A 13,904-nucleotide genomic window follows, 5' to 3' on the forward strand; every position below is an offset into this window, starting at 1 on the left:
ACGAAGAAATAACGAGCTTACTTAGCCATCTCTTTTTCAACTAACATAATAAGGATATGGATAATCTTAATATGCACTTCTTGAATGCGGTCTGCATAACCAAAATGAGGAACCCGAATTTCCACATCAGCCAGTCCAGCCATTTGACCGCCATCTTTACCCGTTAAAGCAATCACCTTCATGTCTTTTGCACGAGCAGCTTCAATGGCTTTAAGAATATTGCCAGAATTACCAGAAGTAGATAGGCCAAAGAGAACATCGCCTTCACGACCGACCGCTTCAAGATAGCGCGAAAATACGTACTCATAACCGAAGTCATTACTTACACACGATAAATGGCTTGGGTCTGAAATCGCAATACCAGCATAACCAGGGCGATTATCACGATAGCGACCTGTCAGCTCTTCCGCAAAATGCATTGCATCACAGTGAGAGCCACCATTACCGCACGATAAAACTTTACCGCCTTGCTTAAAAGACTCAGCCAGTAATTTTGCGGCCGCTTCAATATCAGCAAGGTTTTTATCATCGCTAAGAAAACGATTAAGAACCTCTGCAGCCTCAGTCAGTTCAGCTCGAATCAAATCCTGATACATAAGTCTTTCTCACTTTATAGTTAATAGATAAAAAACAAGCGGGTATATTACCCGCTTGTTTTTTGATTATCTGTGCAGTTTACATAGAAACTGGAGAAAGTGTCGACTTATCTGCAGAGTTATTTTCATGGCTCAAGGTTAAATGACTACGCAGTGCCTCAGTTGATGAGAACACGCGGACATTTTGAGCATTGAATATACCTGCATTACGTAATTTCTTCTCAACATGAGGAGCAACACCAAGTAAACACACAGGGAAATCACTTAGACGATCCAATGCTGCTTCAAAAGCATGAATCGCAGTAATATCAATCGTAGTAACATCACTAAAATCTAATACCACGGCACGAGTGTCAATAGTTGAGTGCTCAATTGCAGAGAATGCACGCTCACTGGCTGCAAAAAATAGTGGGCCATTAATATCGTACACCACTACATCGGGGCCAAAATCTAAATGCTCTTGCTTATCTTGAACCACGGTAACCGTAGTCAAACTTGCAATACGCTGAATAAATAGCAGACCAGCTAGCAATAGACCCACAACTACAGCGACAACCATATCAACTACAACAGTCAAAATGAAGCAGGTTAATAGAACCGCAACATCACGACGAGGGGCAACTTTTAATGTGTGAACAAAGTGAGGGGCTTCAGACATGTTCCAAGCCACCATAATTAGCAAACCAGCTAGTGCACACATAGGTACATAAGAGAGCACTGGTGCTAGCGCGATCATTGCCGCAAGTACAAAGAGTGAGTGTACGATTGCAGAGATTGGAGAGAATGCACCGGCACGAATATTGGTCGCTGTACGTGCAATTGCTGCTGTTGCTGGAATACCACCAAAGAACGGCACGATCATATTCGCCAAACCTTGACCAACTAATTCCGCATTAGGGTTGTGCTTAGTACTGGTCATACCGTCAGCAACAACCGCACACAATAATGACTCAATACTGCCTAGCATTGCGATAGTGAAAGCTGCAGGTAATAGCTCAACAATTAACGACCAATTAAGACCATCGTGTTGCCATAATGGTACAAACTGAGGTAACACCTGAGGAATACCATGGCCTACTAAGTCGCCAATATGGTAACTGAATTTCTCACCTAAAAGGCTAACATGTACAGGACCAAATTTATTGATAACAAGCGCTAACACTGTACCCACAACCAAAGCCACTACATGTGGTGGAATGCGGTTTTTCAACTTAGCCCAACCAATAAAGGTAAAGATAGTTACCAAACCTACCGCAGCATCAGCATAGTTAATAGATGGTAGTGCATCGACATATGCCATTACTTTTTCTGGAAAATGAATTGGACTGGTTAATACATGTAGTCCTAGTAAATCTTTAAGCTGCAGAAAAGCAATAACAAAACCCACACCCGCGGTAAAACCGGTTGTTACTGGATAAGGTACATATTTTACTAATTGGCCTAAACGAAAGACCCCCATTAGTAACAGAATAATACCCGACATCATGGTCGCAACCATCAAGCCTGTTAAGCCATACTTTTGTGTAATCGGTAATAAGATAACCACAAAAGCCGCCGTTGGCCCAGTAATATTAAAGCGAGAACCACCTAATAATGCAGCTAAAAAGCCCGCAATAATTACGGTATAAAGACCATGCTGAGGAGGAACCCCAACCGCAATAGCCAACGCCATACCAAGAGGGATCGCTACGATACCAACGGTAATACCTGAAATAATATCAGAACGAAATTTTGAGAAGGAATAACCATCCTTCCAGGCTTCAGATAAAGCTTGAAATAACAACACGACAAACTCCTGCACTTTACGTACATACAAAAACAGGAATAGCTGTCATCCCGAATGAGGGATCCGGCGGGCATGTGTCAGTCGGAGATCGGGAAAGGCAACAAATGAATAACGACCATCCACGGCATGATTGCTCAAAAATCCATCAGAGCAATTACGTGAACTATATCACAATGGGGCCCTATGTTAATCACATTTCATAAATTCGCAACAATAAATATGTCTGTGCCTGATCTTGATCAACCATAGAGATTTCAAGGCGTCTCACGCAATTGGTCATTAACCAAGAAATTTCATGCGAGAAAATCATTTTACATTTCATTAAAAAAAGAATTACACTTGTAACAAGTGGTAAGACCTCTTACCTAATAAAAATGTACCCAACTTATTACAATAAAGCATCAAAGCGATAACCAAATAAAAGCGGAAACAATTGCATTGGATGAAAAGCGATTTATTGGTGTGGAGTTGAAACAATAAATCAGGTGTCCAGTTTAGTTTGGTTATCCCCGACAAGGAGAATCAACATGGTCACGCTCGCGTATTTATTAGGGTGTATCTTGGCTATCGCAATATTGGCTTATCATCGCGTTGGCCTAAAGATATTTACCGCAGCCATTACATTGCTTCTGGTATTAGGGACGGCTTTGTCTATCACAGGAGTAATGAGTTGGATCATTTTTGCTGCTATTGCACTTCCCCTTAATCTACCGCAAATCCGTAAGCCTTATTTGACAGCCCCTGCTCTGCGCGCTTTTCAAAAAGTCATGCCTGAAATGTCCTCTACAGAAAAAGAAGCCATTGATGCAGGTACCGTGTGGTGGGAAGCCGATCTCTTTCAAGGTCAGCCTGATTGGCGCAAACTCCATGATATCCCAGCTCCAAGTCTCACTGTAGAAGAACAAGCCTTTCTTGATGGCCCCGTAAATGAAGTTTGTCGCATGGTAAATGACTACCAAGTCACTCATGAACTTGCCGATCTCCCACCTGAAGTATGGCAATATTTAAAAGATCACAAGTTCTTCGCTATGATCATTAAAAAGCGCTACGGCGGGCTTGAATTTTCCGCTTATGCTCAATCTCTCGTACTACAAAAACTAACTGGGGTTTCTGCTGTACTCTCTTCCACTGTCGGCGTACCTAACTCTCTTGGTCCAGGCGAACTCCTGCAACACTATGGTACGGAAGAGCAAAAAGATTATTACCTACCTCGCCTTGCTCAAGGATTGGAAATTCCTTGTTTTGCGCTAACCAGTCCAGAAGCGGGATCCGATGCTGGAGCTATTCCTGATTTTGGTGTGATAAAAACGGGGTTATGGCAAGGAGAAGAAGTGCTGGGTATGGAATTAACTTGGAACAAACGCTACATCACCCTAGCCCCTATCGCCACCGTGCTGGGCTTAGCTTTTAAACTTTACGATCCAGATCATCTATTGGGCGATCAAGAAGAGCTTGGGATCACCTGTGCTCTGATCCCAACCGATCTTGATGGTGTAATCATTGGTCGTCGTCATTTCCCTCTAAATGTGCCTTTCCAAAATGGTCCAACTCAAGGCAACAAAGTTTTTGTACCTCTCAGCTTTATCATCGGTGGACAAGAGATGGCAGGACAAGGTTGGCGCATGCTGGTTGAGTGTCTCTCCGTTGGCCGAGGAATTACACTGCCTTCCAACTCAACCGGAGGCTTAAAAACTGCAGCGCTTGCTACAGGGGCTTATGCTCGCATTCGTCGTCAGTTCAAAATGCCAATTGGTAAAATGGAAGGAATAGAAGAGCCACTAGCTCGTATAGTGGGTAATGCATATGTTATGGATGCTGCGAGCGCTTTCACCGTAACAGGTATCGATCTTGGACAAAAACCTGCAGTGATCTCTGCCATTGTAAAATACCATTGTACCCATCGTAGCCAACGTGGTGTTATTGATGCGATGGATATTGTTGGCGGTAAAGGTATTTGCATGGGGCCTAGCAACTTTTTAGCTCGCGGTTATCAAGGAGCACCGATTGCAATTACCGTAGAAGGGGCCAATATTCTTACCCGCTCTATGATTATATTCGGTCAAGGGGCTATTCGCTGTCACCCTTATGTATTAGATGAAATGGCAGCAGCTTATAATCCAGATCAAAAACAAGCACTCGATCAATTTGATCAAGCCTTGTTTAAGCACATTGGTTTTGTGATCACCAATATGACTCGATCTTTCTGGCTTGGCTTAACCGATGGCCGAGGATCGTCTACTCCATACCAAGATCCTACCGCTCGTTATTATCAGCAACTCAATCGTTACAGTGCCAACCTTGCGCTACTGGCTGATATTTCTATGGCAGTCTTAGGCGGCTCACTCAAACGTAAAGAACGTCTTTCTGCTCGCCTTGGTGATGTATTAAGTCAACTTTATTTAGCCTCTGCGACACTAAAACGCTTTAGTGATGAAGGCCGACAAGTTCATGATCTGCCATTAGTACATTGGGGGATGCAAGATGCATTATACCAAACCGAACAAGCGTTACTGCAGTTTTTGGCTAACTTTCCAAATGCCATCATTGGAAGCACATTAAAATGGTTAATGTTCCCACTTGGAAGTTGCCGCCACCAGCCAAGTGATACCTTAGATCATCAATTGGCGCGCATTGCACAAACCCCATCAGAAACACGCTCTCGCCTCGGTCGAGGACAATATCTTGAAGCGCAGCCAAATAACCCTGTCGGTATGATTGAACAAGCTCTTCAGGATATTCTCGCCGCCGAACCGATTTACGATAAGCTCTGTCAGCATGTAGGGCACAAGCTTCCTTTTATGCAGTTAGGTAAAATTGCCCAATGGGGATTGGATGAGCAGGTTATTTCAGAACAAGAAGCACAAGTTCTTCGCCAAGCAGAAGAGAGTCGTTTACGAACCATTAATGTCGATGACTTTGAGCCAGAAGAGCTTGCGGCAAAACCAACATCTAAATTGAATATGGGTAATGCCGCTTAAGTCGATATAGCGTAAAAATTAAGGGAAACTAAGGCAGCATTAAATCATCTAATTTGTGCTGCCTCTTCTTTTTCCACCAACGAAGTCCGTACCAACCAATCAGTATCACAAGTACCATCACGCTATTACCAACAATCAACCATAACAACGCATCATCTCGTTGTTTTGCTTCAGCCAATTGTTGCTGCTTTATTTTCTCTTGCTGCTGTTTTACCAACTCTTCTTGTTTGAGCTGTTGCAAATCTTTTGTCAGTTGCATTTGAGCGGCAAGGGCAAAACTACGCTTTGGCAAAGAAAATATGAGTTCTCGTTGGTTAAAATTATCCGTTGCGTACAGCCAGCCATACCAACGATAACGCCCAACCTTATCCATTGCAGGAAACGTCAAGTTCAGTTGCTTCTCTTCATCCTGAGTGGTCCCTTGAACTATATATTCTTTACCACTAGGACCTTTTACCGCGATATGCCCAGCAAGAGAACCGGCTTGAAGCTGATCATCTGTTACTTTTGCGACAAATTCACTGTTGTCTTTGACCGTCTCTCCTGCCATAAAGCTGTAAGTTAACGGGGTTGGATATACTAAAACCGTTTGTTCTAACTGACGTAAAAATACCCCATTCTCGGTCGCTATCGTTGCTTGATAACGACCAGGAGGAATATCCACATTAAGATTGGCGGTAAAAATACCATCTCCTACCCGTTCATCTCTTTTCTGACCATCATCGAAGAACTCAGCCAAAACAATTGCGGGAAGAATCTGCCCATCTTTGGGTTTTGAAGTTAGATCGGTAAAACTGATTTTTAATTTAACGTGAGATAAATACGCAGCTAATTGTAGAGGTTCGTTTCCTTGCCAAAGTTGCGCACTAAATTTGAGGGTTTCCCCTTGATATAAACGCTGGGGTAACTGCTGAGCACTGAGGTGAACATCAGATAATACCGTAATGCTATTATGAGGCGAAATCTTGCCTAACGCCTGCCATGGACCAGCCATTGGCTTTTCTATAGAGACGATATCTAAATCAGGCTGCTGATACCAAGTGACATTATTGGGATGACGCCATGCATAGTATTTTTGACCATCAGGACGCACTAAGATGGCCGCTTCACTTGATTTCTGGCGATGAATAATAAAAGAAACCGATTGCACATCTTGATCAATACGAAAGCGATTATCCAGCAAACTCATGCTTGTGCTATCTTGAGCCCAAGAAAATGGGGATATCCATATTAATAACAGCAATAACCGCTTAAGTACGCTCATATTATATTCGCCAAATTACGTCCGCTTTTTTACCAATAAGATCCAATCTATCTTCATGGGCTGCTATTTCATCGGCCGATGCACGAATAACCTTTAGCGCTTTTCGTCCAGAAGTTAAACGACGGATTTCATTTTCTGCCCCAGCAGCACTCGATTCACCAGAACTTAATTGCAACGATGTCTGGCCACCGGTCATCATTAAGTAAACGTCGGCAAGGATCTCGGCATCGAGTAATGCCCCGTGGAGAGTACGGTGTGAGTTATCAATGCCATAACGGGAACACAAAATATCTAAGTTATTGCGTTTACCCGGGAACAGACGTTTCGCCATGTCTAAGGTATCGGTAACCTTACACATCTCGTCAGTCTTAAGATCTTTGAGTCCTAGTTTACGAAACTCATAGTCCATAAAACCGATATCGAAGGGCGCGTTATGAGCAACAAGCTCAGCCCCTTGAATAAAGTCCATAAACTCCTGATGAATCTCAGCGTAAGTAGGTTTACCCACTAAGAACTCATCAGTGATACCATGGACTTCAATCGCTTCAGGATCAATGGCACGATCTGGTTTAATATATACGTGGAAGGTGTTTCCCGTTAATTTTCGATTAATGATTTCCACGGCACCAATTTCAATAATCCGGTGCCCTTCATAATGAGGACCGGACATATTCATACCCGTGGTTTCTGTATCGAAAACAATAATTCGTTCGTTAGTGGCTTTCATAGTGGCTAATATGTGAGACAAACAGTTAATTAAAGGTTAATACTACCAAATATGATGAAACAGGTAGAAATTTTCACCGATGGTTCTTGCTTAGGGAATCCAGGTCCAGGAGGCTATGGCGCGGTATTACGCTATAAACAACACGAAAAAGAACTCAGCGCAGGCTTCTATCGTACCACGAATAACCGGATGGAGTTATTGGCAGCTATCGAAGGTTTGGCAAGTTTAAAACAATCTTGTCAGGTGGATCTTACCACCGATAGCCAATATGTTCGTCAGGGTATTACCCAATGGATCCATAATTGGAAAAAACGAGGCTGGAAAACCGCAGATAAAAAGCCAGTAAAAAATGCAGACTTATGGAAGCGCTTAGATACAGAAACCCAACGCCATCAGGTAAGTTGGCATTGGGTTAAAGGACACGCTGGACACCCTGAGAATGAGCGCTGTGATGAGTTAGCACGTTCTGCCGCCGAAGCACCCACTCAAGATGATACTGGTTATCAAGAATAGTTAGCTTGATGCTTCTTTAGAATCAGATGAAAGTGACGATTGAGGTAATAATTCATTCGTCATTTCTTTTACTTGGGTTCGACAATTCACTCCAATTGGTGCCAAATGACGACGTAATTTCCAGGTCGGTTTAATCGGCTTCAATGGACATGTTCGCTTTCGAGCTACCATAAAATAAAAACTACCGAACGCATTCAATGGTTCAGCAATCATATTTTCAAGCCATGCTGCACACGCACTATGTCGAGCAGAAGGCAAGATAGCAAAATCATCATGATAGATGACCTCATAATTGAGCAAAGCCAACCAATCTTGAACTCTCGCAGGCAAAAACATCCGCCCTAACCATGGGTTCTTCTTTCGATTCCATGGTAATAAACCTTGAAAGCCAAGCAGACTTAATGGATTACTGCCACTTAAAATTAAATAACCATCATCGACCATCACTCTGTCAATTTCTCGTAATAATCGATGTGGATCGGTGCAATAGTCTAGCTGATGCAGCAAAATACAGGCATCAAACGACTTTTCAATAAATGGCAACTGGAAATAGTCGGCCACGAGCGTTCGATAATCACTGCATTTATCAATACATACTTGATGTTGAATGCTACAATGCTGGCTAGAAACTTCACCACTTAAGCCACCCAGCTTTAACATATGATAACCAAAAAGCTTGGGACTCCACTCATCAAGTCGAGTCTGAAGCAATTCAGCTACCCATGTCCCGTTGGTCACATCAGACCAAGAATGTGGTGGCTCGATATGTTCTAATGTACGTGCTGGTTTCATAAGTCAATGCTCAACACCTAACCTAGGCTGGAGACAATAATATGCTAACGGTTCAAAGCATACCCGCATTTAAGGACAATTACATTTGGCTACTTCAAAGTCCAGAGAAACATTGCATCGTTATTGATCCAGGGGATGCCAAACCAGTTATCGAGGCTATCGAAAAACAACAACTCACTTTAGATGCTATCCTAATTACTCATCACCATAATGATCATTGTGGCGGTATTAGCGAGCTAAAACGTCGTTACCCATCAATTAATGTTGTTGGCCCTCAAAACGATCCCATTCCAGGCCTCACCCAATCGGTTGAAGATGGCGATCAGGTCGATATCTTTGGTGAACGTTTTATGGTGTTAGCGGTACCAGGTCATACTCATGGCCATGTCGCTTATGTTGGTGACGAGAAACTGTTTTGTGGTGATACGTTATTTTCCGCAGGTTGTGGACGTATATTTGAAGGCACACCAGAAGAGATGTATGCCTCTTTACAAAAAATTGCTGCTCTGCCCGATGAAACCGAAATTTATTGTGCCCATGAATATACCGCAGGCAACATCGCTTTTGCCTTAGTTGCAGAACAAGATAATCCTCACCTTCAACGTTACCGAGAAGAAGTGAATCGCCTACGAGCTAATGGCGAAAGCACTCTACCTTCTACGCTGGGTAAAGAGAAATTGGTTAATCCATTTTTACGATGTGATCAGCCAAGTATTAAAAAAGCGGTGGCAGATAAAGCAACAGATAGCTCAGATCTTGCAACTTTTACCGCTCTAAGAAGCTGGAAAGACGATTTTTGACCTAGGTCACTTGTAACAACTGTGGTTGGGCAAGTATTATCAGCAGCTATTTTGGCTAAAGACAGACCTTATGAAATCGCGAATTTTATTAGCGAGTGCGCTATTACTGGCTGGTTGCCAAAGCACGCAACAAGTTAATGCCCCAAGCACAACGACAAAAAAGACCATAATTATTGAGAAGCCGGTAACAACAGTACCGACTTCTCCTTCTTCAGTATTTGAAACACAATCACATCAAGTACCAAAGAAAACCACACCTCAGCTGTCACCACAACAACAGCAAGATTTGTGGGATCGCATCGCAATGCAAATCGACACTCCTATCCCAGAGAATAAACGCATTCGTTACTACCGTAATTGGTACTTAAAGCATCCTCGTAACTTACAAATTATTGCAGAGCGTTCTAAGCCTTTCTTGTATTACATCACACAAGAAGTCGAAAAACGCAATATGCCATTAGAACTTGCGCTTCTTCCTATTGTTGAAAGTTCGTTTGACCAATACGCTTATTCATCAAGTGCCGCAGCAGGGCTATGGCAGATTATTCCCGATACAGGTCGCCGCTTTGGGTTAACCATTAACTCATGGTATGACGGGCGTCGTGATATCGTAAAATCAACTCAAGCGGCTCTAAACTTACTAGAGTATCTTCATAACAAGTTTGGTAACTGGCAATACGCTCTTGCAGCTTACAATACAGGTGAAGGTCGGGTATTTAATGCCATAGACAAAAATAAGCGCCTAGGTAAATCGACCGATTATTGGAATCTTGACCTACCGGATGAAACCAGTGCTTATGTACCAAAACTGTATGCGGTTGTAGATATCCTTCGCGATCCACAAAAGTACGGTATTCGTATTCCTGCGGTAGCCAATAAACCTGTACTGCAAGAGATCAATCCAGGTGTTCAAATGGATCTGGCCGTAGCTGCTCGTTTTGCTGGAATTTCAACGCAGGAACTCAAAGATCTCAACCCGGCATATCATAAGTGGGCAACAGCGCCAAATGGTCAATATCACCTATTATTGCCAATCAATAAAGTGAAAAGCTTTAAGGTTGCATTAGCCAATAATAAACGTGAAAACCTACGCACTGTTCGCCATACAGTTCGAAGCGGAGATACTCTTGGCGCCCTTGCAGTTAAATACAACACCACGGTTAAAGACATTCAGCGGGCTAACAACTTAAAATCGACTCAATTGCGCATTGGACAGCACCTCTCTATCGGCGTTAAAGGTGCCAGTTTAGTCTCTAAGCCTAAGGTTTCGCCTTCTCATACATCTTCACGTACTCATACCGTGAAATCTGGTGAGTCACTGTGGAATATTGCGAAGAAATACAATACAAATGTAGCGAACTTGCGCCGTTGGAATAACTTAAGCGCAAATTCAACACTGCGTATCGGTCAGAAATTAACGGTAAAACACTCTGTATCTAACACCTCTACGAAACAGAGCAGTGTGCGTTGGACACAATACAAAGTGCGTTCTGGAGACAGTTTAAGTGTTATTGCTCAGCGCCACGATGTCAGCGTTTCAGAACTTATGAAATGGAATAACATCAGTAAACGCCACTACATTAAACCTGGACAGACGTTAAAGTTACGTACAAAAGCTTAAGGGAAAAGTATCACCATGACGCCATCTAAAAATCCATTAATTGCTGTATTGGATTTATTTCGCTCTCCTATCGACTGTTTTGCTGCAGTTTATGAGCGACCTAAATGGGCATTTTTTGCTTATTTGATCATTATTTTTGGCCCATTTATTTTATGGGGCGGCTATTTTGATCATGTTGATATGCCATGGCTACAACAATCGCTGGCAGCCCAACTCAGTAATGTTGACCATGAAATTCAACAAGCTTGGATGACAAAAGAAGTTTTATTAGCAGGAGAAGTGTTTAGTGATGTGCTAGGCCGAACTGCGATGATTTTTTTATTAGCGTTATGGTTGTACTTTTCAACAAAAGCAAGCACCTACTCACATGGATACGGTAAGTGGTTAGCAGCATCATGTTTTATCATGCTGCCAGCATTTTTAGGTGATATCGCAAGTTATGTGAATATTCTATTCAATACTCACAATATCCTACCAAATGCTGCAGATCTAAACAGTTTAAATGGTTTACTTAAGTTACCACTAAACAGCCCATGGTCACCATTTGCCACCACAATACCACTCTTAACCCCTTGGTATATTGCACTCACCTATGCAGCAATCACCGCTTGGACCGACTATGACCGAGCCAAAGCAGTGATTGTGGCACTATTACCTTGGGTTATGACTATTATTATTTGGCCAATTATGATTTTGGTTAGCCGTTAATCTACTGTTGCAGCGCTTCTTAGACGAAACGTTGCAATAATTGGATTATGATCAGAGGCATCGGTTTTGGGTGCCTCTGCTGTTTCTAAAACAAGTCCACGATAGAATAGGTGGTCTAACGGTTTACCAAAAACTTTAATTCTCTGATCTTGTCTAAATTGGACTTCTTTTAGCCCTAATTGATGAGCAAATTGCTTTACCACATCCATTCGGCCTTTACGCCAAGTATTAAAGTCACCCGCCAAAATAACAGGCCCAACATGCTTTTGTAAGGCCGAAGCTAAGCTTTTAAACTGCGCCTTATACTCTTCTAGCCCCATTGCAAAGTTAACCCCGTGTAGGTTCACTACGGCAAGAGTCTGACCATTAGACAGCGCAAATTGTGACAATAATGCAGATTTAGGCAAACGTAGCCAAGGTTCCATTGCCAGATAAGCACAAGTCTTCATTGCCTCGACTTTAGACAAATTCATAACGCCTGCTGGTGTATCTAAAAATCGGAAAGCGTTAGCCATTCGAACTTTCCATGGCTTGTCTTGTAGATACTGTTTTAACTCAGGCTTTAATGTTGCTTCTTGTAATAGCACCAATTCACTATGTTGAGAAATATTATCCAGTGCTTGCTGCCAGTTTGGTCGCTGCTGCTTATAAATATTCCATACTGACACGGTCAATTGCCCATCATGATCCAGAGGCTGAACACCATGAGCTTCCATACAGTGGTAAGAAAACTTAGGAGCGATGATTTCGTTGGTCACTTCAGGTTCTGGAGCTACATCAAAAGTGGAATTAAATGCGGTAAAGCCCAGAGCACCAGCAACCACGCTGATCCCTGCAACAACCTTTGCATAACGAGCCATATACTATTTATACCCTTAAACAAAAACAGCCCATTCTTAGAATCGGCTGTCCATAACACTTCATACTATTCCACAGTTTGAAACAGTATCTCATTCCCAGTTTTAAATTTTAAACTCTGGTACTTATCAATTAATAATGTTCACCATTATCGTAATAAGCGGCAGGCGTTAGGGCTGTAAATATAACCGCTACGTCTTGCTCTGGCGCGTCCATGGCTTTACGTACTGCTGCTGTGATTGCTTTAGCTACGCTATCTTGGGTCTCTTGACCTCGATGGAACCAAAACACCTCAACAAATGGATAAGCTTCAGAAACGTCTCCATCAAAGATAAAAGAAGCTGGAATATGCTCTAGAGTAAAGTCTTCGCGAGGGCAGTCCATTAATGGTTGCAACTCATCAACAAGCTCAGTAGAAAGCGCTTTTACTGTATCAAAGTCAATGGCGCGAAAACGAAGGTGAGGCATATTAACTCCTATAATTTCTGAATATTTAACCTAACTACCATACCACTGTTCCCTGTTTAGGTGCAGTATTTTATTCATCAATTGTCAGAAATGATTCAGTCTTTATACATCATAACCATCAAAATAGATGGTAAAAAGAGCGTTGATAAAAAATCGAAAGAGAAAGTAATAAGCCATTACCAAACTAGAAAAAACTTGATAATTAAGAGTCAATTACGAAAAGAAAGTTAAGATCAAACAGCACATCTGCAGTAATCATTATCTACATAATGCTATTTTTAATGACAAGTATTAAGGTAATTTTTACACCTATAGCAAAAAGGCTCATATCTTTCGATATGAGCCTTCTTAAATATGGCAGGGGTGGAGAGATTCGAACTCCCAACACGCGGATTTGGAATCCGCTGCTCTGCCAATTGGAGCTACACCCCTGTTGTTCGTATTTAATGAGACGACTCTCAAATAAGTGGCGGAGCGGACGGGACTCGAACCCGCGACCCCCGGCGTGACAGGCCGGTATTCTAACCAACTGAACTACCGCTCCGACGAACATGGATGTTCTAATATCGCGAAGCCATGGATGGCTAAGAGCGATAACACCACATGCGATATCCATAGTTCAAATAGATATCTAATTTTGTAACTTTCAGCATAGAGCTAAAAGTAAAATTTGGCGCTTGGCGATGTCCTACTCTCACATGGGGAGACCCCACACTACCATCGGCGCTGCTGCGTTTCACTTCTGAGTTCGGCATGGATTCAGGTGGGACCACAGCGCTAAGGTCGCCAAGCA

At 42.5% G+C, this 13,904-nt stretch carries 12 protein-coding genes, 2 tRNA genes and 1 rRNA gene; 5 read left to right on the plus strand and 10 right to left on the minus strand.

Annotation, left to right across the window (positions count from 1 at the left end):
* Window positions 1-17: 17 nt before the first annotated feature.
* Window positions 18-596: a D-sedoheptulose 7-phosphate isomerase gene (gene lpcA / locus CTN07_RS17555; protein WP_005298003.1), complete on the minus strand. Its 579-nt coding sequence runs from the start codon at window positions 594-596 to the stop codon at window positions 18-20.
* 79 nt (window positions 597-675) lie between these two features.
* Window positions 676-2,397, minus strand: coding sequence for a C4-dicarboxylic acid transporter DauA (gene dauA / locus CTN07_RS17560; RefSeq protein ID WP_080551707.1), 1,722 nt, complete (start codon window positions 2,395-2,397; stop codon window positions 676-678).
* Window positions 2,398-2,909: 512 nt separating this feature from the next.
* Here dauA and fadE point away from each other — a divergent pair.
* Window positions 2,910-5,360, plus strand: a complete 2,451-nt coding sequence (gene fadE, locus CTN07_RS17565; RefSeq protein WP_005297999.1) for an acyl-CoA dehydrogenase FadE — start codon at window positions 2,910-2,912, stop codon at window positions 5,358-5,360.
* Window positions 5,361-5,388: 28 nt separating this feature from the next.
* Here fadE and CTN07_RS17570 read toward each other — a convergent pair whose 3' ends face one another.
* Window positions 5,389-6,624 (minus strand): TIGR03503 family protein, encoded by a 1,236-nt coding sequence (locus CTN07_RS17570; RefSeq protein ID WP_005297997.1) that lies wholly within the window; start codon window positions 6,622-6,624, stop codon window positions 5,389-5,391.
* A gap of 1 nt (window position 6,625) precedes the next feature.
* Complete coding sequence (gene dnaQ, locus CTN07_RS17575) at window positions 6,626-7,351, minus strand: DNA polymerase III subunit epsilon (RefSeq protein ID WP_005297995.1); 726 nt, start codon at window positions 7,349-7,351, stop codon at window positions 6,626-6,628.
* A gap of 51 nt (window positions 7,352-7,402) precedes the next feature.
* Between dnaQ and rnhA the strand changes: the two genes are divergently transcribed.
* Entirely contained in the window at window positions 7,403-7,864 is a 462-nt protein-coding gene (rnhA, locus tag CTN07_RS17580; RefSeq protein WP_036763325.1) for a ribonuclease HI, read from the plus strand.
* On the opposite strand, the gene CTN07_RS17585 is transcribed toward rnhA, so the two are convergent.
* Entirely contained in the window at window positions 7,865-8,656 is a 792-nt protein-coding gene (locus CTN07_RS17585; protein WP_005297993.1) for a class I SAM-dependent methyltransferase, read from the minus strand.
* A 41-nt stretch (window positions 8,657-8,697) separates the two neighbouring features.
* On the opposite strand from CTN07_RS17585, the gene gloB reads away from it, so the two are divergent.
* The 3 genes from gloB (at window position 8,698) to CTN07_RS17600 (ending at window position 11,785) form a co-directional block, all read left to right on the plus strand.
* Window positions 8,698-9,456, plus strand: coding sequence for a hydroxyacylglutathione hydrolase (gene gloB, locus CTN07_RS17590; RefSeq protein ID WP_005297992.1), 759 nt, complete (start codon window positions 8,698-8,700; stop codon window positions 9,454-9,456).
* Between the two features lie 70 nt (window positions 9,457-9,526).
* The gene (locus CTN07_RS17595; protein WP_005297991.1) at window positions 9,527-11,077 is read left to right on the plus strand and encodes a lytic transglycosylase; all 1,551 of its coding nucleotides are present in this window, start codon (window positions 9,527-9,529) and stop codon (window positions 11,075-11,077) included.
* 15 nt (window positions 11,078-11,092) lie between these two features.
* On the plus strand, window positions 11,093-11,785 hold the full coding sequence (locus tag CTN07_RS17600) for a YIP1 family protein (RefSeq protein ID WP_005297990.1): 693 nt from the start codon (window positions 11,093-11,095) through the stop codon (window positions 11,783-11,785).
* Here CTN07_RS17600 and CTN07_RS17605 read toward each other — a convergent pair.
* From CTN07_RS17605 to rrf, 5 genes are all read right to left on the minus strand, one after another.
* Window positions 11,782-12,645: an endonuclease/exonuclease/phosphatase family protein gene (locus CTN07_RS17605; RefSeq protein WP_005297989.1), complete on the minus strand. Its 864-nt coding sequence runs from the start codon at window positions 12,643-12,645 to the stop codon at window positions 11,782-11,784. The two genes, CTN07_RS17600 and CTN07_RS17605, sit on opposite strands and share 4 nt — an antisense overlap.
* A 130-nt stretch (window positions 12,646-12,775) precedes the next feature.
* A complete protein-coding gene (locus CTN07_RS17610; protein WP_005297988.1) occupies window positions 12,776-13,111 on the minus strand; it encodes a DUF1904 domain-containing protein in 336 nt (111 codons plus the stop codon).
* Between the two features lie 355 nt (window positions 13,112-13,466).
* Window positions 13,467-13,543: transfer RNA gene (locus CTN07_RS17615), tRNA-Trp, on the minus strand.
* Window positions 13,544-13,578: 35 nt separating this feature from the next.
* Window positions 13,579-13,655: transfer RNA gene (locus CTN07_RS17620), tRNA-Asp, on the minus strand.
* A 131-nt stretch (window positions 13,656-13,786) separates the two neighbouring features.
* Window positions 13,787-13,902, minus strand: a 5S ribosomal RNA gene (gene rrf / locus CTN07_RS17625).
* Between the last annotated feature and the right edge of the window lie 2 nt (window positions 13,903-13,904).

It is taken from the genome of Photobacterium damselae (genome assembly GCF_003026815.1).
Lineage (GTDB): Bacteria > Pseudomonadota > Gammaproteobacteria > Enterobacterales > Vibrionaceae > Photobacterium > Photobacterium damselae.

Bases quoted from the DNA above. Each gene is read 5' to 3' on its own strand.
- lpcA (WP_005298003.1), bottom strand. From the start codon at position 596: ATGTATCAGGATTTGATTCGAGCTGAACTGACTGAGGCTGCAGAGGTT.
- fadE (WP_005297999.1), top strand. From the start codon at position 2,910: ATGGTCACGCTCGCGTATTTATTAGGGTGTATCTTGGCTATCGCAATA.
- CTN07_RS17570 (WP_005297997.1), bottom strand. From the start codon at position 6,624: ATGAGCGTACTTAAGCGGTTATTGCTGTTATTAATATGGATATCCCCA.
- dnaQ (WP_005297995.1), bottom strand. From the start codon at position 7,351: ATGAAAGCCACTAACGAACGAATTATTGTTTTCGATACAGAAACCACG.
- rnhA (WP_036763325.1), top strand. From the start codon at position 7,403: ATGATGAAACAGGTAGAAATTTTCACCGATGGTTCTTGCTTAGGGAAT.
- CTN07_RS17585 (WP_005297993.1), bottom strand. From the start codon at position 8,656: ATGAAACCAGCACGTACATTAGAACATATCGAGCCACCACATTCTTGG.
- gloB (WP_005297992.1), top strand. From the start codon at position 8,698: ATGCTAACGGTTCAAAGCATACCCGCATTTAAGGACAATTACATTTGG.
- CTN07_RS17595 (WP_005297991.1), top strand. From the start codon at position 9,527: ATGAAATCGCGAATTTTATTAGCGAGTGCGCTATTACTGGCTGGTTGC.
- CTN07_RS17600 (WP_005297990.1), top strand. From the start codon at position 11,093: ATGACGCCATCTAAAAATCCATTAATTGCTGTATTGGATTTATTTCGC.
- CTN07_RS17605 (WP_005297989.1), bottom strand. From the start codon at position 12,645: ATGGCTCGTTATGCAAAGGTTGTTGCAGGGATCAGCGTGGTTGCTGGT.
- CTN07_RS17610 (WP_005297988.1), bottom strand. From the start codon at position 13,111: ATGCCTCACCTTCGTTTTCGCGCCATTGACTTTGATACAGTAAAAGCG.